The 20,571-nt window shown below is 71.1% G+C and carries 21 protein-coding genes and 1 pseudogene; 10 read left to right on the forward strand and 12 right to left on the reverse strand.

What is annotated here, in order from left to right; all coding sequences use genetic code 11:
- Window positions 1-58 precede the first annotated feature (58 nt).
- The 6 genes from DFR69_RS24995 to DFR69_RS25020 are packed head-to-tail and all read right to left on the reverse strand — an operon-like array spanning window position 59 to window position 3,395.
- Complete coding sequence (locus DFR69_RS24995; RefSeq protein ID WP_110040053.1) at window positions 59-661, reverse strand: TetR/AcrR family transcriptional regulator; 603 nt, start codon at window positions 659-661, stop codon at window positions 59-61.
- 19 nt (window positions 662-680) lie between these two features.
- Window positions 681-1,676 (reverse strand): iron-containing redox enzyme family protein, encoded by a 996-nt coding sequence (locus tag DFR69_RS25000; protein WP_110040054.1) that lies wholly within the window; start codon window positions 1,674-1,676, stop codon window positions 681-683.
- A complete protein-coding gene (locus tag DFR69_RS25005; protein WP_244198443.1) occupies window positions 1,673-1,882 on the reverse strand; it encodes a CDGSH iron-sulfur domain-containing protein in 210 nt (69 codons plus the stop codon). Before DFR69_RS25005 ends, DFR69_RS25000 begins: the two co-directional genes overlap by 4 nt.
- Window positions 1,860-2,528, reverse strand: coding sequence for a methyltransferase (locus DFR69_RS25010; protein WP_110040056.1), 669 nt, complete (start codon window positions 2,526-2,528; stop codon window positions 1,860-1,862). The genes DFR69_RS25005 and DFR69_RS25010 overlap by 23 nt, the downstream gene beginning before the upstream one ends.
- 51 nt (window positions 2,529-2,579) lie before the next feature.
- Complete coding sequence (locus tag DFR69_RS25015) at window positions 2,580-3,134, reverse strand: type 1 glutamine amidotransferase domain-containing protein (RefSeq protein ID WP_110040057.1); 555 nt, start codon at window positions 3,132-3,134, stop codon at window positions 2,580-2,582.
- A 27-nt stretch (window positions 3,135-3,161) separates the two neighbouring features.
- Window positions 3,162-3,395, reverse strand: coding sequence for a hypothetical protein (locus tag DFR69_RS25020; RefSeq protein ID WP_110040114.1), 234 nt, complete (start codon window positions 3,393-3,395; stop codon window positions 3,162-3,164).
- Between the two features lie 148 nt (window positions 3,396-3,543).
- Between DFR69_RS25020 and DFR69_RS25025 the strand changes: the two genes are divergently transcribed.
- The 7 genes and pseudogenes from DFR69_RS25025 to DFR69_RS25055 all read left to right on the forward strand — a co-directional run bounded on the left by DFR69_RS25025 (window position 3,544) and on the right by DFR69_RS25055 (window position 9,740).
- A complete protein-coding gene (locus DFR69_RS25025; RefSeq protein WP_110040058.1) occupies window positions 3,544-4,032 on the forward strand; it encodes a DUF6328 family protein in 489 nt (162 codons plus the stop codon).
- A 220-nt stretch (window positions 4,033-4,252) separates the two neighbouring features.
- Window positions 4,253-4,607, forward strand: a pseudogene (locus DFR69_RS25030) (hypothetical protein).
- A 117-nt stretch (window positions 4,608-4,724) separates the two neighbouring features.
- Window positions 4,725-6,095 carry an MFS transporter gene (locus DFR69_RS25035; RefSeq protein WP_110040059.1) on the forward strand — a complete coding sequence of 457 codons (1,371 nt, stop codon included), beginning with the start codon at window positions 4,725-4,727 and terminating at the stop codon, window positions 6,093-6,095.
- A gap of 46 nt (window positions 6,096-6,141) precedes the next feature.
- The gene (locus DFR69_RS25040; RefSeq protein WP_110040115.1) at window positions 6,142-6,801 is read left to right on the forward strand and encodes a response regulator transcription factor; all 660 of its coding nucleotides are present in this window, start codon (window positions 6,142-6,144) and stop codon (window positions 6,799-6,801) included.
- Between the two features lie 16 nt (window positions 6,802-6,817).
- Complete coding sequence (locus DFR69_RS25045; RefSeq protein ID WP_110040060.1) at window positions 6,818-8,239, forward strand: sensor histidine kinase; 1,422 nt, start codon at window positions 6,818-6,820, stop codon at window positions 8,237-8,239.
- A complete protein-coding gene (locus tag DFR69_RS25050) occupies window positions 8,236-9,153 on the forward strand; it encodes a TAXI family TRAP transporter solute-binding subunit (RefSeq protein ID WP_110040061.1) in 918 nt (305 codons plus the stop codon). The genes DFR69_RS25045 and DFR69_RS25050 overlap by 4 nt, the downstream gene beginning before the upstream one ends.
- A gap of 107 nt (window positions 9,154-9,260) precedes the next feature.
- Window positions 9,261-9,740, forward strand: coding sequence for a hypothetical protein (locus DFR69_RS25055; RefSeq protein ID WP_244198444.1), 480 nt, complete (start codon window positions 9,261-9,263; stop codon window positions 9,738-9,740).
- Window positions 9,741-9,777: 37 nt separating this feature from the next.
- Here the strand turns inward: DFR69_RS25055 and DFR69_RS34600 are convergent, their stop codons facing one another.
- Together DFR69_RS34600 and DFR69_RS25065 are read right to left on the reverse strand one after the other, a co-directional pair.
- A complete protein-coding gene (locus DFR69_RS34600) occupies window positions 9,778-10,371 on the reverse strand; it encodes a TetR/AcrR family transcriptional regulator (protein WP_167456392.1) in 594 nt (197 codons plus the stop codon).
- Between the two features lie 11 nt (window positions 10,372-10,382).
- Window positions 10,383-11,843 carry an alpha-L-fucosidase gene (locus tag DFR69_RS25065; protein ID WP_167456393.1) on the reverse strand — a complete coding sequence of 487 codons (1,461 nt, stop codon included), beginning with the start codon at window positions 11,841-11,843 and terminating at the stop codon, window positions 10,383-10,385.
- A 277-nt stretch (window positions 11,844-12,120) separates the two neighbouring features.
- Here DFR69_RS25065 and DFR69_RS25070 point away from each other — a divergent pair, with 277 nt between their 5' ends.
- The 3 genes from DFR69_RS25070 to DFR69_RS25080 all read left to right on the forward strand — a co-directional run bounded on the left by DFR69_RS25070 (window position 12,121) and on the right by DFR69_RS25080 (window position 15,377).
- Window positions 12,121-13,305, forward strand: coding sequence for an LLM class flavin-dependent oxidoreductase (locus DFR69_RS25070; protein ID WP_110040064.1), 1,185 nt, complete (start codon window positions 12,121-12,123; stop codon window positions 13,303-13,305).
- Between the two features lie 2 nt (window positions 13,306-13,307).
- On the forward strand, window positions 13,308-14,381 hold the full coding sequence (locus DFR69_RS25075) for an alcohol dehydrogenase catalytic domain-containing protein (protein ID WP_110040065.1): 1,074 nt from the start codon (window positions 13,308-13,310) through the stop codon (window positions 14,379-14,381).
- A gap of 138 nt (window positions 14,382-14,519) precedes the next feature.
- Entirely contained in the window at window positions 14,520-15,377 is an 858-nt protein-coding gene (locus DFR69_RS25080) for a tyrosine-protein phosphatase (RefSeq protein ID WP_110040066.1), read from the forward strand.
- A 76-nt stretch (window positions 15,378-15,453) separates the two neighbouring features.
- Here the strand turns inward: DFR69_RS25080 and DFR69_RS25085 are convergent, their stop codons facing one another.
- From DFR69_RS25085 to DFR69_RS25100, 4 genes are all read right to left on the reverse strand, one after another.
- Window positions 15,454-16,272, reverse strand: coding sequence for an IclR family transcriptional regulator (locus DFR69_RS25085; protein WP_110040067.1), 819 nt, complete (start codon window positions 16,270-16,272; stop codon window positions 15,454-15,456).
- 117 nt (window positions 16,273-16,389) lie between these two features.
- Complete coding sequence (locus DFR69_RS25090; protein WP_110040117.1) at window positions 16,390-18,627, reverse strand: ATP-binding protein; 2,238 nt, start codon at window positions 18,625-18,627, stop codon at window positions 16,390-16,392.
- Between the two features lie 289 nt (window positions 18,628-18,916).
- Window positions 18,917-19,105 (reverse strand): hypothetical protein, encoded by a 189-nt coding sequence (locus DFR69_RS25095; protein ID WP_110040068.1) that lies wholly within the window; start codon window positions 19,103-19,105, stop codon window positions 18,917-18,919.
- Between the two features lie 167 nt (window positions 19,106-19,272).
- Window positions 19,273-20,493, reverse strand: coding sequence for a cytochrome P450 family protein (locus tag DFR69_RS25100; RefSeq protein WP_110040069.1), 1,221 nt, complete (start codon window positions 20,491-20,493; stop codon window positions 19,273-19,275).
- Window positions 20,494-20,571: the final 78 nt, after the last annotated feature.

Consider the following 20,571-nt stretch of genomic DNA (forward strand, 5'->3'; position numbering starts at 1 on the left):
CCGACCGGGCCCTGGCGACCGCGTTTCCACGAGCGGCACCGGACGTGGGGGCGGGCGCCTACGCCGGAACGGCGCTCGTGACGAGCGCGTGCGCCGCCGTGGTCGCGACCACGCGGACGAGCTCCGGGACGCGGCCGCGGTCTTCGTCGAGCACGATCAGCCACGCGTAGAGCGGGCCGAGCAGCAACGCCTGCACCAGCGCCGGATCGGGGCGGCTCGCCAGTTCGCCGCGCACGATCGCGCGGTCGAGCACCGCCGCGATGATGCCGCGCTCCACGGTCAGGAACGACGACGCGAAGCGGCTGCGCAGGTCCGGATCGGCGCGGATGTCGGCGAGCAGGCCGGACAGGGTGTCGGGGCTCGAGCCGGCTGCCTGGGCGGCGATCTGCTCGGTCAGCGCGATCAGGTCGCCGTGCAGGCTGCCGGTGTCGGCCGGGGACTCCTCGTGCAGATCGTGCAGCAGGACCGCGAAGGTCATCTCCTGCTTGGTGGAGTAGCGGCGGTAGATCGCGGCCTTGCTCACTCCGGCGCGCGCCGCGACCGCGTCGACGGTCAGGCCCGCGTAGCCCGACGCCTCGATCACCTCGCGGACCGCCGCCGCGATCGCGGTGTCCACCCGCTGCTCGCGGGGCCGCCCACCCGCCCGTTTCGCCCTCGCCACCAGGCCAGCATACGAAACTTCACCGTTTCGAAAGCAAGCGATCCGACCGCAGCGAGCTGCGTCCCTGCTGCCACGCGCCGAGGACGTGGTCGGTGAAGCGACTCTCGAGCAGATCGGTGGCCTGGATCCCGAACACGATGCCCGCCGCGTGCGCCGGGTCGGCGGCGAGCAGGCCGTCGATGACGCGATGACGCATGACCTGTTCGTGCACGGCGTCGGCTTCGACGTGCTCGGTGTAGAAGCGAACGCAATCCGGATGTGGGAGCAGGTCCCCGACGACCTCGGCCAGCCGTCGCGAGGCGGGCGAGGAGCTGATCTCCACGGCGGCGAAGTGGCCGACCGTCGCCGCGCGCAGCGATCGGTGCAGCCCGAACAGCGACATCATGTCGACCAGGGCGAGCATGGGCGCGCCGACATCGTCGAGATAGTGCAGATAGCCGGAATCGAGGCCCGCCCCGGTGAGCAGGTCGGCGTAGAGCTGGGCGTGCACGTTCTCGCCACGCCCACCACCGAATTCGTCGAACTCGACGGCCACCAGCGCCGCCTTCGGATCACCGCGCAACCGCGGGATCACCCACGCGTACGGATCGGCCTCGATGTGGTGGTAGATCGAACGGTGCGCGAAGTACTCGCGCACGTGGCCGGGCTCGCCCTGTTCGGCGAGGAAGCCGGCGATGTCCGGTTCGGTGCGCGGCGCCGTGAGCAGGCGGTCGAGCTCGGCGTGCACGTCGTCGCCGCCGGGGACGTGCTCGCGCAGGTCGGCCAGCAGGACCGCTTCGAGTGCGGCCCGCCACGCGAGCAGGCCGGGATCCCATTCCCAGTCCTCGTCCACGTCGGCAAACCCGTGGTAGTGCAGTTCGTAGCAGGTGTGCAGGGCCAGCAGCAGGTCCTCGTCGCACTCGTGGCCCGGCGCGAGAACCGGCAGCGGGGAACCGGGGTCCTTCAGCAGCACTTCGGCGGTGGCGCCGGACAATTCACCACGGGGTTCGGGAAGCGGGCGGGCGGGCTCGGTCATGGGGCCTGTCTCCTGATCCGGCGATGACTGGTGTCGCACAGCGGATAGTTCGCCGAGCGGCGGCACAGGCACAGGGCCACCACGAAGCGGTCGCTGCGCACCACCCGGCCGTCGGGCATGTGCAGTTCCACCGGTCCCTCGATCAGCGCGGGACCGTCGGCGGTGTACTCCACCCGGCGCCGATCACGGGAGCGCGAGCTCGACACTGGGTTCTCGTTCGGCACGGATCACCACCAATTCCTCTGTCCGCTGGGTCTTCTCGATCAGTCCCCGTTCGGCGAGCCACGCGGATCGGGACCGGAGGACGGGCCCGAACGCGACGCTCGCCCGCGCGATCACCGAGGTCCCGGCCAGGCCGGCCCGCAGCTGCGTCACCGTGCGCTCGGCGTCGCTGAGCGCGGAGTGCACGATGAACGCCACGCCGCGCTCGGTGAGCAGATCGGGCAACGTGGCGCACAGCCGGTCCAGCACGCTGCGGCCGTCCGGCCCGGCATCCCAGGCCCTGGCACGACCGCGCCTCGGCGTCCCCGGCGCGGGGACGTAGGGCGGGTTCGCCACCACCACGTCGAACCGGGGCAGCGCACGCGCGGACTCGAAGCCGCCGTGCACCAGTCGCACCGGCACGCCCCTGGCCCGGCAGTTGAGCCAGGCCGAGGCGAGGGCACGGCGCGAGATGTCCACCGCGGTCAGCCGGGCACCGAGCAGACCGGCCGCGGTGCAGCCGAGAATGCCGGTGCCCGCGCACACGTCGAGCACGGAACCGCCGCGGGGCAGCGGCGCCCGCCGCAGGGTCTCGGCCAGCAACCAGGTGTCGGCCTGCGGGCGGTAGACGCCCGGAATTCGGAATACCATCACACGGCGGATATAGCCCGGCCGGGAATTTCCAATCAGCGCCCCGGAGCGTCAGTGCCTGCCCTCGGCGAATTCCTCGACGATCTTGGCGCAGAATGCGGGAAGGTCATCGGGATTCCGGCTCGAGACGAGTCCGTTGTCGGTCACCACTTCCTCGTCGACCACCGTGCCGCCCGCATTGCGGATATCGGTGCGCACACTGGGATAGGCGGTGAGCGTCCGGCCGCGTACGGCGTCGGCTTCCACCAGCGTCCACGGCCCGTGGCAGATCACGCCGATCGGTTTTCCGGTGGCGACGAATTCCTTCACGAAGCCGACCGCCGACGGATCCTGCCGGAGTTTGTCCGGATTGGTCGTGCCGCCGGGGAGCAGAAGCGCGTCGAAATCGTCGGGGCTCGCCTCGGCGACGACCTGGTCCACCGGAAACGTGTCGCCCTTCTCGACATCGTGATTCATCGCCTGGATACTGCCGGATTCCAGGGACAGCAGAGCGGTGGTCGCGCCGGCGTCCTCCACCGCGGCGCGCGGCTGGACGAGTTCGACCTGTTCCACTCCGTCAGTGGCGAGAATGGCGACGCGCTTTCCGGTCAGGGTGTGCTGGGGCATGAATGTTCCTTTCCTCGACTTCGGGGTTCAGGCGCTGTCGACCAGCGCGTCGTGACCCGCGTGGCGGGCGCAGTTGGCACAGCAGTACACGGTGTCGGCGGATTCCACGCCGTGGCCCAGGACCCGGCAGCCACAGTGCGCGCAGCTGGGCGCGATCTTCGACGCCGCGCATTCGATGCTGTCGAAAGTCCAGCTCTCGCTGTCGCGGCTCACCGTGAAGGCCCGGGCGTACTCGTTGCCGCAGGTGTCGCAGACGGCCATGGTGACCACCTTTCCTCGGTCGGCTCGTTCACAGGGCGCGCGTACCCGGCCGCGCGCATCCGAATCGGCGCCGTGCCGACAGCCCGGAACTGGGTATGTCCGCCCTGTGGCCGGCGATCAGGAAAAGCGCAGCGCGAGGTGATGACCGATGGACGACTCCGCCTGGAATCTCGATGCCCGCGGCGAGAACGAGACACAACGCCTCGACCGGAACTGGTCGTCGCTACTGCAGGAATTGCGGGTGGTGCAGACCGGTGTCCAGCTCCTGACCGGGTTCTTGATCGTGTTGCCGTTCCAGCCGCGCTTCGAGGCGATGAACACACCGATGCGGGTCCTGTACCTGATCGTGTTGTCGTCGTCGATCGGCGCGACCGCGCTGCTGGTCGCGCCGGTAGCGGCCCACCGGATCGTCTTCCGGCGGCATCAGCTCGCCTGGCTCGTCGACACGGCGCATCAGCTGGCGCTGGGCGGACTGGCCCTGCTCGGCGTCGCGCTGGTCGGGGTCGCCGTCCTGCTCTTCGACGTGGTCGCCGGACCGCTGGCCGCGGTGGTGGCCGGCGTGCTGTTCGGCGCGCTGTTCGTGGTGACCTGGTTGGTGCGGCCCCTGCTCGAACGCCGCCGCTCCGCGCGCCGATGATCATCGGCCCGTTTCACGGGGACCGATCCGGGAATCACCGCTGCGTGGAAGTCGGGCGACCGGATGCATACGGGCGCCGGCGGTCCATTCATTTCGGTACACGGTGTCGACACCGGCAAACCGCGGGGGCGAGTCGAAGCGCCGCACCGCGCCGCCAACGACGTCGGCGTGGCGCGGCGCTCGATTCGTCCCGCGGTCGAACCTCGTCGAAGGAGCCCGCATGAGCACCCGTCTGTCCGCTGTCGCCCTGGTCTGCACCCTCGAGCCCTCACCCGCCGCCTCGAGCAGCGCCCTGCTCGCCGATCAGGCCCTCGACGAGCTGACCGGCCACGGCGTCGACGGTGAATCGGTCCGGATCGCCGACTTCGACATCCGGCCCGGCGCTCGACGACGTGGGATTCACCATCCCCGCCCAGGGCTGCACGTACTGGAACGGGGAGTCCATGCAGGGCGTCGACTACGTCGACCTGTCCGAAACACCCGACCCGGTCCGCGCGACGACTCGCACCATGGCGCGCAACGCCGCCCACCTCGCCCGCCTGCTCCGCACCGAGAACTACCCGGCGCAGAGCTGATCCCGCGATCGTCCTAAGGGAACGTTAGGAACCTCCCGCGCGGCTTCCGTCCGGCCTGTGACAGCCGACACAGTGGTCTCCGACGGCGCAAAGCCGCGCCGACAGAGGAGGTCCAAGGTGACAACGACACAGGCCGGTGGAGAACGGCGAGTGGTGGCGAACGTGCTGCGCGGCTCGATCGGCAACCTCGTCGAGTGGTACGACTGGTACGTCTACGCCGCGTTCAGCGTGTACTTCGCGAAGGCGTTCTTCCCCGACGGCGATCCCACGGCGCAGCTGCTCTCGACCGCCGCCGTATTCGCGGTCGGCTTCATCATGCGCCCGATCGGCGGCTGGGCGCTCGGGCGCTACGCCGACCGGTTCGGCCGCCGCGCCGCGCTCACGCTGTCGGTCACCGTGATGGCCGCCGGATCGCTGATGATCGCGGTGACCCCTGGCTTCGGCACCATCGGCATCGCGGCTCCGGTGCTGCTGCTCATGGCCCGGCTGCTGCAGGGCCTCTCGGTCGGCGGCGAGTACGCCACCAGCGCCACCTATCTGTCGGAGGTGGCCTCGCCCGGCCGCCGCGGCTTCTACTCCAGCTTCCAGTACGTGACCCTGGTCGCGGGCCAGCTCACCGCCCTCGGCGTGCAGATCGTCCTGCAGCAGGTGCTCACCGCCGAGCAGATGTACAGCTGGGGTTGGCGCATCCCGTTCCTGATCGGGGCGGGCGGCGCGATCGTGGTCATGCTGCTGCGACGCGGGATGGACGAATCCGATTCGTTCAAGGCCATCGCGGGGTCGGCCGAGTCCACCGCCGCGGCCACGAGCAGCGCGCGCGGCTCGCTGCGGGTGCTGCTGCAGTACCCGCGGGAATGCCTGCTGGTGGTCGGCCTGACCATGGGTGGCACCGTGGCGTTCTACACCTACACGACCTACATGCAGAAGTTCATGATCAACACCTCGGGCATCTCCAAGGACACCGTCGCCTGGATCAACTTCCTCGCGCTGCTGGTGTTCGTGGTGCTGCAGCCGATCGCGGGCGGTCTGTCGGACCGGGTGGGTCGCCGCAAGCTGCTCATCTTCTTCGGCGTCGCCGGCACGCTGCTGACGGTGCCGATCATGTCCGTGCTCGCGCACACGTCCAACCCGTTCGCGGCCTTCGGCCTGATGATGACCGCGCTGGTGATCGTCACCGGCTACACCTCGATCAACTCGATCGTGAAGGCCGAACTGTTCCCGACCAAGATCCGCGCGCTCGGCGTCGGACTGCCCTACGCGCTCACCGTCGCCGTGTTCGGCGGCACCGCCGAGATGATCGCGCTGGCACTGAAGAAGGCCGGTCTGGAGTCGCTGTACTTCTTCTACGTCGCCGGGTGTGTCGCGATCTCGCTGCTCACCTACTACTTCATGCGGGAGACCTCGACCGAATCGACCATCGACGCCGAAGGCACCGTCGCGGCCGACCCGGTCGAGCCGGAACCGGCGATGGCCGCCGTGCGTGGCTGACCGTCCGGCATCCGCGCCGGTCCTGCCCCTGTGGGAGGATCGGCGCGTGCGGCTTGCGGTGGTCGAGGACGACGACGGAGTGGGCGACGCCCTGGTGGAGGCGCTGTCCGCGCGGGGCTACCGGGCCGAACGGCTGCGCCGCGGCGCCGATCTGCTCATCGCCCACCGCGACTACGACGCCGTGCTTCTCGACCTCGGGCTGCCCGACGCCGACGGATTGCAGATCTTGCGCCAACTGCGTGAGGTCAGCGCGATCCCGGTACTGATCCTGACCGCCCGCAGCGACGAGCGGTCCATCGTGCGCGGTCTGCGCGGCGGCGCCGACGACTACGTCGTCAAGCCACCCCGCATCGCCGAGCTGATGGCGCGGCTCGAGACCGTGCTGCGCCGGGCCGCCGCCGTCGCCGTGCGGGCCAGGACGGAGGTCGTCACCGGTGATGTCCGGGTGGACCTGCGGGCCCGCGTGGTCGAGGTGGCCGGAGCGCCGATCGCGCTGACCCAGAAGGAATTCGAGCTCGTCGAGGTGCTGGTGGAGCGACCGGGCGCGGCGGTGAGCAGGCAGCAGCTGATGGACCGCATCTGGGGCGACGCGTTCGTCGCGGTCTCGCGCTCGCTCGATGTCCACATGACCGGGCTGCGCGCCAAGCTGGGCCGTCCGGGCCTGATCACCACCATCCGCGGCTACGGCTACCGGTGGGGCGAGTGAGCACCGGAGGACCGCCGTGCGGCGCAGGCTGCTGAGCGCGCTGACCGTCTTCGCCGCCCTCGCGGTGCTGGCGTTCGCCGTGCCGTTGTCGCTGACCGCCGCGACCAGCCGCACCCAGCAGCTGGTGCTCGGCCGTTCCGGCGACGCCGACCGCTTCGCCACCCTGGCCGACGCGGCCGGGTCGGCGGGCGGCGTGCGGGCGCTGGCCGAGGAGGTCACCCGCTATCACGAGCTGTACGGCGAGAACGTGCTCGTCGTCGATGCCCGCGGCGCGCCGATCGTCAATGCCGGTGTCGCGGTGGACGATCCACGGATCCGGGCCGCCGTGGCCGCGGCCCGGCGCAACCAGCGGCCCCAACAGGTGGACCGGCTGACGCCCTGGGGCGCGCCGGACATGCTCATCGCGCGCCCGGTCGGCACGGGTGTGCAGGTGAACGGCGCCGTCGTGATCGAGGCGTCCACGGCGGCCGCGCGCACCGCGATCGCCCGGATGTGGGCGGTGATCGCGGTCGGCGCGCTCGGCGCGATGGTGGTGTTCGTGCTGCTGGCACTGGTGCTGAGCCGGTGGGTACTGCTCCCGCTGGCCGCCATGTCGGACGCGGTCACCGACCTCACCGCGACCCTGCCCAAACCACGCGGGCGCGCCCCGATCACCCGGCGCTACGGCGGACCACCCGAGGTCAGGGCCCTGGCCGAGTCCGTCGACGCGATGGCCACCGCCGTGGCCGACTCCGCGGACGCGCAGCATCAGCTCGTCGCCGACACCGCCCATGCCATGCGGAATCCCCTCGCCGCCTTGACGATTCGGCTCGACTCGCTGGAAGCGGCGGTCCCCGCCGCCGCGGCGCCGACCTTCCGCGGCGCCACCGCGGAGGTGGAACGGCTCACCGCGCTGCTCGACGACCTGCTGCGGCTGGCCGTCGCCGAGACACCCGCGGCCTTCGGCACGACGGCCTCCGCCGCGGAGCACTGCGATCCGGCGCAGGTCGTCGCCGATCGCCTCGACGCGTGGACCTCCGCGTTCGACGAGGCGGGGGTGCGGCTCAGCGCCGCGCCGCCGTCCTGCGCCGCCGGGCCGGGCGACGAGCGCTCCGTCGCCGCGATCAGCGCCGCCGCGCTCGCCCAGATTCTCGATGTGGCCCTGAGCAATTCGTGCCGGTACGCGGGATCGGGCGCGCACACGGTCGTCACGGTGTCGCCCGAGGCGGGCGCGGTGACGGTGCGCGTCGCCGACGACGGCCCCGGCGTCGCCCTCGACGAACTCGACCGGCTCACCGCCCGGTTCTTCCGCGGTTCCGCGGCCGCCGCGGGCGGCACGGGTCTGGGCCTGTCGATCGCCCAGGCCCTGGCCAAGGCGCGCGGCGGCGAGTTGACGGTCGAGGCGGTGCGCCCGCACGGTCTCGCCGTCGCGGTCCGCGTCCCGGCGGTGGCGCGATGAGCGCGGCGCGGATCAGCCGCCGCCGGATGCTGGCCCTGGCCGCGCTGGCGTCGGCGGGTGTGTTCGGCTGCGGTGCGGACAGCCCGCCGACGGTCCGGCTGGCCTCCGGGGAGGACGGCGGGTTCTACTTCGCCTTCGCCCGGCTGCTGGCGTCCGCCGCGCGCGAGACCGGCGACCTGCGCATCGAACCGGTGGAAACCGCGGGCTCGCAGCAGAACCTGCGGATGGTGGCCGACGGGGAGGTCGACGCGGCACTGGCGCTGGCCGACTCGGCGAGCGATTTCGGCGGGCGCGTGGTGGCGCTGGGCCGCGTGTACGAGAACTATCTGCAGCTGGCGGTCCGCGCCGACGGCCCGCTCACCCGGGTCGGCGACCTGCGTGGCCGCCGCGTCAATCTCGGTGCCGCCGGCTCCGGCGCCGCCGCCACCGGCGAGCGCCTGCTGAGCACGGCCGGACTCGACCCCGCCGACGTCATCATCGAACACCAACCGTTGCGGGCGGCCGCCCAGGCACTGACCGACGGCACCATCGACGCCCTGCTGTGGGCCGGTGGCGTGCCGACCGCCGCGCTCACCGTGCCCGATCCCATGCGGCTGCTCGATCTCGGCGAGCTGGCCGGCCCGATGCGCGAGGCCTACGGGCCCGTCTACGACCGCGTCGCGATTCCGGCCGACGCCTACCCCGGCGGTCCGGCGGTCCACACGATCGGGGTGGCGAATCTACTCCTCGCCACCGTCACCCTGCCCGACGAGACCGCGGGCGCCATCGTCGACCTGCTGGTCCAGCACGCCGACGCGCTCGTTCCCGCCGAGGCGGCCGGTACGCAGTTCCTCGACGGACGCTTCCTCATCGGCACCGGCACCGTCCCGCTGCACCCAGGAGCGGCCGCGGCCTACCGCCGCCGGCACGGCTGACGCCGCCGCCGGGCGGATCGGCGTCCCGACCACCGCGGGCCTCGATGGTTTGCCGCGGGGATGCCGGGTACACGCGCCGCACATCCCTACGATCCGGAGGTCTGCTCATGAAGACACGGTCAGTGCGTCTCGGTATCGGCGCGGCGGCGGCCGCCACGGCGGCCGTCGCGGCGGCAGGGCACGCGGCCGCGGCCCCCGCGTCGGTGGTCATCGACGGGAACATGCAGGTGATGGGAATGAACATCCTGCACGTCGATGCCACCGGGCAGGGCGACGGTCCCGCCACCGGTACCTATGTCGCCACCGCAAAGCTCGGCGACATGCCGCTGCCGGTGAAGGTCACCGGACCCGTCACCTGTCTGCGGGTGCAGGGCGACACGGTCTCGCTGGTCTATCCGATCACCACGACCGAACCGGTGATGATCTTCGCCCCGGATTCGATGGCCATCCAGATCACGGTCACCAAGGGCCGCGACGGCGCCCCCGACATGATCGGCTACGGCACGCCGATGCCGACCACGTCGTTCCGCGACTGCCTCCCCGGGCCCACTCCCCTGGTCTTCGACGGCACCGTCGCCATCAGCTGACCCGGCTGACCCGCCATCGGCGGTGCGACAGCACACCTCAGGACGCCGCGTCCCGCGGGGCAGCGGTCGCGAGCTGGATCGTGGCGAGCAGTTCGGTGGCGCAGGCGCTCAGGTCGAAGTCGGGACGGGCGGCGGCGCGCAGGATGACGCCGTTGCGGAGGGAGAGGATGAACCCGGCCATCAGGTCCGGATCGAACGCCCGGAAGTCGCCGGCGCGCTGCCCCTCCGCCAACAGGTCGGCCAGCTTCGCGCGATCCGAATCCGCTTGCCTGTCACGGGTTTCGGGGTCAGCGGCGACGGTCTGCAGCTGCAGCATCGTCACCAGGTGATTGCGGTGCTCGCGGATGAACGCGCAGTTGGCGGTCACGAAGGCGGCGAGCCGTTCGGCCGGGGTGCCGTGGTCGGTGCGCGCGGCGACGAAGGTGGTGAAGTCGGCCATGATCGTCCCGAGCACCTCGGTCATCAGGTTCTGCTTGCTCGCGAAGTGGTAGGAGATCAGGCCCGTGCTGCTGAGCCCCGCGGCGGCGGCGATGGCACTGAACGACGCACGGGCATAACCGTTCTCGGCGATGGTGTCGATCGCCGCCCGCACGATCTGGGCGCGGCGGGCGCGCTCGATCGCCGTCGGCACCGTCCGCTTCCTCATCGCGGGCCGATCGCCAGCACGTAGGCGTGCCGCTGCGGTGGCGCCTCGGAGGGCAGGTCGATCGCCAGATCGGTGCCGTCCTGGCGCCACTCGAGTTCGGCCTGCCCGCCGACGAGCCCGACCGTGCCGGGAGGCGGTAGCCGGACATCCCGGAGGATCACCGCACCACCGGGCTGGTCCGCGAGCACGATCGCGAAAACCGTGCCGTCGGCACCGCGGGTGAACCTGACCCGCGCGCCCGAGGCGGTCGTGGTCGACGGCCGCTCCCACGGCGTCGTGTCGTAGATCGCGGCCGCGTTCCTGGCCAGCCATGCGCCGAGGGCGCGCAACGGCGCCAGTTGCAGCTCCGGGATCCGCCCCGCGCCGTCGGGGCCCACGTTGAGCAGCAGATTCCCGCCCTTGGCGACCACGTCGGCGAACAGGTGGATGAGCTCGGCGCCGGTGAGGGTGTCGGCGGCGGTCTCCTGCGCGTTGTAACCGAACGAGCGACCCAGCCCGCGGGTGAGCTCCCAGGCGCCGGCCGGGGCGATGGCAGGGGGCGTGTATTCGTGGGTCTCGATGTCGTAATGGAAGTTCTTGGCCGGTTCGGGAATCTCGGTGCCACGCGCGGCCATCACCTTCAGCGCCACATCGAGGAACCGCAGATACACCGCGCGCGCCACCCGGTTGCCCGGCAGTGCGGGTTGGACCCAGCGGTCGTTGACGAGGCCGTCGTCGACCGTGTCGTAGAAGTGGGCCATGATCTCGTGCGGGTCGACCTCCGCGGGCCAGCCCATGTCGTTCCACAGGATCGAGGGCCGATAGGTGTCGATCAGTTCGCGCCACTGCGCCGCCGCGTAGCGGGCGTAGCCGGGGCCAAGCGCCTGGTGGCGGAGGAGGTCGGTCATGGTCCGCATCGGGTCCTTCCGGAACGACCAGTCCATCCCACCGCAGTAGTACAGGCCCATCCGCAGGCCCTCCGCCCGGACCGCCCGCGTCAGGTCGCCGACCGGGTCACGGCCCGCACCCGAGTTCCGCGGGCGGTACGGATGCTCGACCGCGGTGGGCCACAGCGGGTAGCCGTCGAGGTGGCGCGTGACCAGGACGACGTACCGCGCACCGACCTCGGCGAAAACCCTTGCCCACCCGGCGAAGTCGACGTCGCGCGCCGCCTGTTCGAACGGCGGGCCGAACTCGGCGTAGGACGCGTCACCGTAGGTCGCCGCGTGATGGATCGCGGTCGGTGAGCCGGGTACCCGCAGGGAGTTCCGATACCACTCCGCGTACGGGATCCGGTCCGCCGTGGTCTTCCCTGCCGTCAGGTCCCGCATGAACGCGGTGTAGTCGGCCTCGGTGCGCTCGGCATAGGCAGGCACCGAGTACAGGCCCCAGTGCACGAAGATCCCCAGCTTCGCTTTCCGGTACCACGCCGGGACCGGCCGCGCCCCCAGCGATTCCCTGTCCGGCGCGTATGTCACGACCGACCCTCCACTCAGCGAACCATTTTTGCTTACCCGAGCAAAACTAGCACGCGCAAGCAAAAATGATCAGCGACCGATCCGAGCGAGGCCCGAACGCTCGGCTCTCAGGGCAGGATCGAGTCGACGTAACCGCCGTCGACCCGTAGCGCCCCACCGGTCTCGCGAAGGTTCCCGGTGACCGGGAGGCGCCGTACTGGATCGGGGTGTCCGGTACCGAAGGTGGGCACGACGCCGTGGGTCCGCTCGCGGCACCGTTTCGACGAGGAGACGCACCATGTGGAGCCCCAGTTCGATGAGATTCGGCGCCTTCCTGGCCCCGTACCATCCCCTCGACGCCGACCCAGCACTGCAGCTGCGGCGCGATCTCGATCTGATGGAGCATCTCGACCACCTCGGTTTCGACGAGGCGTGGATGGGTGAGCACCACTCCACCGGTGCCGAGATCGTGCCCGCCCCGGATGTTTTCATCGCCGCGGCGGCCGAGCGCACGCAGCGCATCCGGTTCGGCACCGGGGTGACCTCGCTGCCGTACCACCATCCGCTGATCACCGTCGACCGCATCACCCAGCTCGACCTGCAGACCCGTGGGCGGGTCATCCTGGGCACCGGGCCGGGCAAGATCCCGCTCGACGCGCACATGATGGGCATCGACCCCTCCGATCAGCGCCGCCGCCAGGGTGAGGCGCTCGAGGCGATCGTGCGGCTGTTGCGGGGCGAGGTCGTCGACATGCGCACCGACTGGTTCACCCTGCGTGACGCCCGAGCGCAGCTGCCCACCTACGACCCGGCCGGCCTCGAGGTCGCCGCGGCCTCCACCATCTCGCCGAACGGCTCGGTGCTCGCGGGCACGCACGGCCTGTCCCTGCTGTCACTGGCGGCCGGTTCACCCGCCGGTTTCGCCGCGCTGGACCGCAATTGGGGCGTCTACGAGAAGACCTGCGCCGAACACGGCCACCGCGCCGACCGCGCGGGGTGGCGGCTGGTCACCCCCATGTTCCTGGCCGAGTCGCGAGCCGAGGCCGAACGGGCCGTCGCCCGGCGCATCGGGTCCATGGCGGCCTATGTCCATCGGCAGACCGGGCAGCAACCGGACTGGGCCCGAACCTCGCGCGGCATCGTCGAGCAGTGGCGCGAGGACACCCTCGGCGAGTTCGGGCAGGCGATCATCGGCACGCCGGACGAGGCCATCGACCGAATCCAGGCGCTGATCGACAAGACCGGCGGGTTCGGCACGCTGCTGATCCTGCACGTGGACATGGCCGACTGGGCCGACACCCAACGCAGTTTCGAACTGTTCGCCGCCGAGGTGATCCCGCACTTCAAGAACCGCAACGCCGGACGGCAGGCCAGCCTCCAGTTCGCCGAGAACCACCGCGACGCGCTGATCGGCGGGCTGGTCACCGCGATCACCAAGGCCCACACCGACTACTACGGCGCCGACGCCGCGACGGGAGCGTGAGCATGCGCGCCGTACGATTCCGCGACGGAGAATTCACCGTCGGCGAGGTCCCCGACCTGCCCGCGACCGGCCCCGGCCAGGTGCGCATCGCCGTGGCCGCCTGCGGCATCTGCGGTAGCGATCTGTCGGTGTCCAAGGACGCGTGCCGCTTCGTCGAGGTGGCGCGGGCGGGCGGCTACCCGCTCGCGGAGTTCGACCCCGACCGGCCCGTGGTGCTCGGGCACGAGTACGCCGGTGTGATCACCGAAATAGGCACGGGTGTCACCGATTTCGCGGTGGGCGACCGGGTGGCGGGTATCGGTCTCGCGACCGAGAGCGATACCGGCATCCCCACCATCATCGGCTACTCCAACACCTATCACGGCGCGTTCGGCGAGGCGATCGTCGTCGACGCGTACTGGGTCCGCAGGGTTCCCGACACCCTGCGGCTCGACCACGCGACACTGGCCGAACCGCTGCACGTGGGCGAGATGCATGTCCAGCAGTCACAGCTCACCTCCGCCGACTCGGCGCTGGTGATCGGCTGCGGCACCATCGGCCTCGGGGCGATCGTCGCGGCCCGGGCGCACGGCGCGAAACGGGTGATCGCGTCCGAACCGTCGCCGCGCCGCCGCGAGCTCGCGGCGCTGCTGGGTGCCGACATCGTCGTCGATCCCGCCGAGCAGGACCCGATCGACGTGTGGCACACCCTGATCGCCGAGGACCCGGTGGTCGGCGCGGCCGAAGGCGGCATCCTCATCGCCTACGAGTGCAGTGGACGCGCCGGGATCCTCAACGAGCTCACCCATCGGATGCCGTTCAACTCGCGCATCCAGGTGCTCGCCGCCGGGTTCGCCGCCGAGACGCTCACCCCGGTGGTGCCCCAGTTCCGGCGTATCGCCGTCAATTTCGGTCACGGCGACTATCGGGACGCCTACGACATCACCCTGGACCGCTTGGCGTCGGGCGCGATCGACGCCGAGGCGATCATCACCGGTCGCGTCGGCCTCGACGGTGTCGGGGACGCGTTCACCGCCCTGCGCAGCCCCGAGGAGCATGTGAAGATTCTCGTGCGCCCCGGCCTCGCGGCCGAATGAGCAACGCCCGCACCGGGATCGAGGCGGTGTCAAGCCACAGTCCCGGCCATTGATTGTGGCGCCACCGACCCCGAGGCCGCCTCGTTAGCGTCGCTGCCCGTGAAAGCAATTCGCACGAAACGCAGCATCGTCTCCGTGATGGCCACCGTACTCGCCGCTCTCGCCCTCGGCGCCACCGCCGCCCTGCCGCCGGCGGTGGCGGCGCCGAGCGCGGGCGGCCAGATCCCGTTGCAGGGCGCGGTCAACGTCCGCGACATCGGCGGTCACCGCACCTACGACGGCGCGACGGTCAAGTCCGGCAAGGTGATCCGCGCCGACGCCCTGTCCGGACTGACCGACGCCGATGTCGCCGTCCTGGCCGGTCGCTCGCTGAAATCCGTGGTCGATCTCCGCACGCCCGGGGAGGTGCAGTTCATGGGGGCCGACCGGCTGCCCGCCGGGGTGCCGCTGGTCGCGCGGCCCATCGACGACACCGGGCTGTTCACCCAGATGATGCAGATCATCCAGTCCAAGGATCCGCAGCGGCAGCAGGACGCGCTGGGCAACGGTGGCGCCGAGAAGATCATGAACGGCGTCTACGCCAGCTTCCTCGCCGCCGGCTCTCGTGCCGCGTTCGGTGCCACGATCCGCGAACTGGCGGCCACCGAGGGCGCCGTGCTCTACCACTGCACGTCCGGGAAGGACCGGACCGGGTTCCTCACCAATGTGCTGCTGCGCGCGGTCGGGGTGCCCGAGCAGACGGCGCGTCAGGACTATCTGCGCTCCAACGACTTCCGTGCCGCCGCGGACGCGAAGCTGCGGGAGCAGGTGAAGCAGGCCGGCTACATGCAGAACCCGGACCTGCTCATCCCCCTGCAGGAGGTCCGCGACGAATATCTCGACACCGCGGTGCGGAAACTGGAACAGGAATACGGCAGTTTCGGCAAGTTTCTCACCGACGGCCTCGGCATCGACGGTTTCACGCTGGTGAAGTTGCGGAAGAACCTCGTCGGCTGACCACTCCACGACCGATCGGTGGGTCGGGGCATCCTCGCCCCGACCCACCTCTCCGTGCCGCGCTCGACCGCCGGGGTCACCGCTGGTGCGATCGCCGGCGTGGCGTACCCATCGCCCGCGCGGCCGCGTCGGCCGCGTCGACCAGGATCTGCGCCAACCGTCCCGTCCCGGGTGCGCGGTCCCCGCCGATCGGGCCCGACAGCGACATCGCCGCGCTGCCCCGCGCCGCGCCGACCTCGACCGGCACCGCGACACACACGATGCCGGGCATGGACTCCGCGCGGTCGAGCGCGACGCCCCGATGACCGCGCACCTGGTCCAATTCGCTGTGCAACTCGGCGCGGCGGGCGATGGTGCGTGTGGTCAGGCGCGGCAGACGCGGCGGGAAGGCCAGCTCGATGAGATTCGGGCGCAGGGTGGCCAGCAGCGCCTTGCCCACCGCGGTGCAGTGCGCGGGCATCCGGCCGCCGAGCCGCGTCGGCACGGGAGCGGCACCGCGCCCGACCGCCTTGTCGATGATGAGCACTTCGGGTCCGTCGAGCACGCCGAGGTGGGCGACCATGCCGGTGCGCTGACACAGCTCGTGCAGCACCGGTCCCAGCGCGTCGCGGATCTCGTTGTGCTCGATGGCGAGTCCGCCGAGTTCCAGTGCCCGGGTGCCGAGCCGGTAGCCGCCGGGGGCGTGGGCCAGCCAGCGCAGCCGGATCATCTGGTCGATGATGCGGTGCGCGCTGGAGCGGGGCAGTCCGGTGCGGTCGGCGACGTCGACCAGGGTGCGCATCGGCGCCGGCCCGTCGAAGGTGTCCAGGATCAGGGTCATCCGCTCGATCATCGAGGCCGGTGTGCCACCGGTGTGTGCCGTCGACCCGGGCATGGTGCGCTCGTCGACCGTCATGGGCCACCTCCCTGCTGTTCGCTGCGCTGTCGGCCTCACCTTGCCGTCCCGGCGGCGCGCGGGAATCGCGGAAACTACGGAGATCGCGGGCTGCGACTACGGAGAACGAACAGTGCGTCACACGGTGACGCGACTGACCCAGGCGGCGATCTGGGTGCGGGAGGTGAAGCCCAGTTTGGTGAGGATGTGGTCGACGTGGCTCTCCGCGGTCCGGATCGAGATCACCAGTTCCTGCGCGATCCGGCGGTTGCCGTGGCCGCGGGCGATCAGCAGGGCCACATCGCGCTCCCGGCGGGTCAGCACGTCGAGGCCGGCTGGTTCGCCGGCGGTGTCCGCGGTCGGTGCAGTGTCCATCGCGTAGTCGACGGCGTCCTCGATCGCCAGCGCGGCCCCGGCGTCGAAGCGGGCGGCGAACTCGCGCGCGCCGAGCGCGTCCTGAACTCGGTCGCGGATCGGGCCACCGATGAGCTGGGTCATCGTGTGCGCGAGCCGCTGCGAACTGCCGCGGCGGATCGCCGACGCCGCGCCCATCAGCCGCGCCGCGCGGTCGAGGTCGCCCTCGTCGGCGGCGGCCCAGGCCAGGCCGTCGACGCTGGTGGCGATCCAAGCGCACCGGTCGAACAGCCGGAACAGCTCGATCGATCGGCGCAGGGCGGCGACCGCCTCGCGCGGGTCGCCGTCGCGGCGCCGCTGGGTGCCGACCGCCCAGTGGGCGAGTCCGCCGAGCAGGTGGGAGCCGTGCTCGGTGGTCAGGGCCAGCAATTGGTCGGCGAGGGCGCCGGCGAGTGGGTCGTCGAGGGCCAGCGCGCACACCGAGGCGAAGGCCAGGCTCTCCATCTCCACCCGGGGGTGGTCGCACTCGTGCGCCGACACCGACACGGCCACGGCGATGTCGAGCGCGTCGCGCAGCTCGCCCGCCCCGAAAGCCAGGACGGCACCGGCCATCTCGGCTTCGGCCAGCACCCGCGCCGATCCGTTCTCGGTGGCGATCGCCGCGGACGCCTGGGCGAACTCCGCCGCCGTCGCGGTCTCCGAGCGCATGGCGGCGATGACCGCGGAGGCCGCCAGCGCCCTCGCCCGGACGACGGTGCGTTCGGAGTCCTTCGCCAGCGCCTCCGACAGCCAGCGGTAGCCCTCGAGCAGCAGGTGGCAGTGTTCCCAGAACGGCCACAGCTCGGTCGCGAGCTCGAGCGCGCGGCGCGCGCCGGCGGGATCGTCGAGCGAGAACTGCAGTGCGGCACGCAGATTGGCGTGTTCGCGGGCGACGTCACCGAACCAGGCGGTGTCGGCTGCGCTCCAGTACTCGGCGCGCCCGCGCCGCGCGAGCCGGTAGTAGTACTCGCGATGGGCGAGGCGGACCGCGTATTCGTCGCCGCGCGCCCGCAGCCGGTCACCGCCGAACTGGCGCAGCGGTTCGAGCATCGTGTATCTGGCCGCGCCGTCGGCGCCGGGTCCGTAGCCGAGCACGGACTTGTCGACCAGCCCGGTCAGGGCGTCGAGCAGGATCGGCGGTGGGCCGACCCGGCACACCGCTTCGGCGGCGGCGAGGTCGACGCCGCCGGCGAAGACCGACAGCTGTTCCCACAGCCGCTGCTCGTCCGGGGTGCACAGGTCGTAGCTCCAGCGGATCGCCGAGGCGAGCGTCTGCTGGCGTTCCGGCGCGGCGCGCGGTCCGGTGGTGAGCAGCCCCATCGCGTCGTCGAGGCGGGCCAGCACCTGGTCGGGGGTGAACATCCGCATCCGCAGCGCCGCCAGTTCCAGCGCGAGCGGGATGCCGTCGAGGCGGCGGCAGATCGCCGCCAGGGTCACGGCGTCGGTGGCGCGCTGTCCGAAGTTCGGGTCCGCGGCGGTGGCGCGGTCGACGAGCAGCCGGGTCGCCGGGCTGTCGAGATCGGTGTGCTCGGGGACGGGCAGCGGTGCCACCGGCAGGATCTGTTCACCGGGGACGCCGAGCGGTTCCCGGCTGGTCGCCAGGATGCGCAGGCCGGTGGTCGCGGGAACGAGCCGGTCGACGAGTGCGGCGCACGCGCCGATCACGTGCTCGCAGTTGTCCAGGATCAGCAGCAGCTCGGCCTCGGCCAGGTGTGCGATGAGAGCGGCAGGCGGCGCGGTGGTGTCGTCGCGCACGCCGAGTTCGCGCGCCACGGTCGAGGCGACGAGATCGGGGTCGCTCACGTGGGCCAGTTCCACCAGCCACACGCCGTCGGGGAACGCCCGCCGCGCCACGGCGCCGACCCGTCTGCTCAGCCGGGTCTTGCCGACGCCGCCCACCCCGGTCAGCGTGAGCACCCGCGTCCCACCGAGCAGCTTCCTCGCCGTCGCGACATCGTCGTCGCGACCGATGAAGCTGGTCACCTCCGCCGGGAGATTCCCCGGCACACGCCTGCCCACGCCCTACTGTCGCACACCCCGATTCGCCGTACAGGCAGACCGGGACCACGGATTCCCGGGCGCTGCGGCCCGCCACGCCTGCCGCGCGCGGCGTCACCGCCGCAAGCGCGCCGCCGCGGCCAGAATCGGGGTGCTCACGGCGGTGGCCGCGGCACCGAGGGCGGTGTCGGTGGCCAGGATCCACCGGACGGTGCGCATCAGCTCGCCCACCGGTGGAGCGACATCGAGGAACCCGCTTGAACCACCGGCGCCATCAGCCTCTGGCTCCGACAACCTGGAGAGCTGCCTCGAGGTTTTCGAGAATTCCCGTGAATTCCGCAGGCGCGATCTGGACCTCGAAGATTTGACCCGCATGCTCGGGATGATCGAGCAAAGGCGCCTCACGCCAGAATTGAAACGTGATCACCAGGTGGTCGCCGTCGCGGAAGGCATAGGTCTGCAAGTTGTCGGTCGACCGAACTTGTCTGCATTGTGAACACGCAGAGTCGCTCCAGGCACGGCGACCTCGAAATCAAGTAGTAGTCACCGACGACATCGACAGAAGGTCGAGTCGAATGAACCGATAGCAATCGGCAGGTCCTCCCGCTCGGTCAACTTGCAGGGCACTTCCTAATCGGCGTTCAGGTACACCGGGACCGTGGTGTGGCCGTTGGAGATGAAGCTCGAGACCGGCTCCAGTTCGCCGGGATTCACCGCCAGTCGCATCGCGGGGAAGCGGTCGAACAGCGCGGGCAGCGCCACTGTGGCTTCCAGCCGGGCCAGGGACGCGCCGAGGCAGTGATGGGCGCCGTGTCCGAAGGCGAGGTGGTGGTCGCGGGTGGCCCGGGTCGGGTCGAACCCGGCGGCGGTGGGGCCGTGGACTTTCGGGTCACGGCTGGCGCCCGCGTAGGAGGCGAGGATCGCCTCGCCCTTGGCGATGCGAGGTCCCCCGGCGATCTCGATGTCCTCGACGGCGTAGCGCAGCGGCAGGTGCGCGACGGGGGCCTGGAATCGCAGCGTCTCCTCCACCACGTCGGCCCACGACACGTCGCCACCAACCACCGCGGCACGCTGTTCCGGGTGGGTGAGCAGGGCGACGATCGCCTGGTCGAGCAGATTGACCGTGGTCTCGTGACCGGCGTTGATCACCAGCATCAACGTGTCGACGAGCTCCTTCTCCGACAGCGGGGCGTCCTCGCCGCGGGTGGCGAGGAGCACGCTCGTGACGTCGTCGCCCGGATGGGCGCGCCGGTAGGCGACGAGTTCGCCGACCAGCCCGTACATTTCGAGGTAGTTCGCCTGTGCCTGCTCCGCGGTGAACGTGCCGTCGAAGAAGCCGTCGACACACTTGTGCATCGACGGTCCCAGTTCCTCCGGCACGCCGACCAGTTCGGTGATCACCCGGATCGGCACCGGATAGGCGAAGCCGGCGCGCAGGTCGACCGGCTCACCGACCGGAGTGTCCGCCAATCCGTCGAGCAGAGTCTCGGTGATCTCGGCGATCCGCGGGCGCAGCGCGGTGCTGCGCCGATGGCTGAACGCCGGGGCGACCAGCCGGCGCAGCCTGCGGTGGTCGGCGCCGTAGGCGGTGAACATGTTGTCGACCGCGACCCAGGGCAGCAGCGGCCACGCCTCGGTGATCTCGCCGTTGATGAACGACATCCAGTGCTGCCGGGGGTCTTTGGACACCCGCGGGTCGGCGAGCAGGCCGCGCAGGACCGCCTGGTCGGTGACCGACCAGGCGGGCACCCCGCCGGGCAACTCCACGAGCGCGACCGGGCCGCGCTGCCGGATCCGATCCGACTCCCCCTGGATGTCGACGCCGGTCGAATCGAGCACGATCGGTTCCATGACACTCCTCCACCCCGCGCGGCCGCGATCGACAGCGCCGCAGCTGTTTTCACCACTGGGTGGCAACTTACCCCGCGT

The sequence above is a fragment of the Nocardia neocaledoniensis genome, from assembly GCF_003182135.1.
Classification (GTDB): Bacteria; Actinomycetota; Actinomycetes; order Mycobacteriales; family Mycobacteriaceae; genus Nocardia; species Nocardia neocaledoniensis.

Excerpts from the sequence above, each read along its gene's own strand:
- DFR69_RS25010 (WP_110040056.1), bottom strand. The coding sequence starts at position 2,528 with ATGGTATTCCGAATTCCGGGCGTCTACCGCCCGCAGGCCGACACCTGG.
- DFR69_RS25080 (WP_110040066.1), top strand. The coding sequence starts at position 14,520 with ATGGCCACCGTACTCGCCGCTCTCGCCCTCGGCGCCACCGCCGCCCTG.
- DFR69_RS25000 (WP_110040054.1), bottom strand. The coding sequence starts at position 1,676 with ATGACCGAGCCCGCCCGCCCGCTTCCCGAACCCCGTGGTGAATTGTCC.
- DFR69_RS25100 (WP_110040069.1), bottom strand. The coding sequence starts at position 20,493 with ATGGAACCGATCGTGCTCGATTCGACCGGCGTCGACATCCAGGGGGAG.
- DFR69_RS25085 (WP_110040067.1), bottom strand. The coding sequence starts at position 16,272 with ATGACGGTCGACGAGCGCACCATGCCCGGGTCGACGGCACACACCGGT.
- DFR69_RS25025 (WP_110040058.1), top strand. The coding sequence starts at position 3,544 with ATGGACGACTCCGCCTGGAATCTCGATGCCCGCGGCGAGAACGAGACA.
- DFR69_RS25020 (WP_110040114.1), bottom strand. The coding sequence starts at position 3,395 with ATGGCCGTCTGCGACACCTGCGGCAACGAGTACGCCCGGGCCTTCACG.
- DFR69_RS25070 (WP_110040064.1), top strand. The coding sequence starts at position 12,121 with ATGTGGAGCCCCAGTTCGATGAGATTCGGCGCCTTCCTGGCCCCGTAC.
- DFR69_RS25075 (WP_110040065.1), top strand. The coding sequence starts at position 13,308 with ATGCGCGCCGTACGATTCCGCGACGGAGAATTCACCGTCGGCGAGGTC.
- DFR69_RS25015 (WP_110040057.1), bottom strand. The coding sequence starts at position 3,134 with ATGCCCCAGCACACCCTGACCGGAAAGCGCGTCGCCATTCTCGCCACT.
- DFR69_RS25050 (WP_110040061.1), top strand. The coding sequence starts at position 8,236 with ATGAGCGCGGCGCGGATCAGCCGCCGCCGGATGCTGGCCCTGGCCGCG.
- DFR69_RS25055 (WP_244198444.1), top strand. The coding sequence starts at position 9,261 with ATGAAGACACGGTCAGTGCGTCTCGGTATCGGCGCGGCGGCGGCCGCC.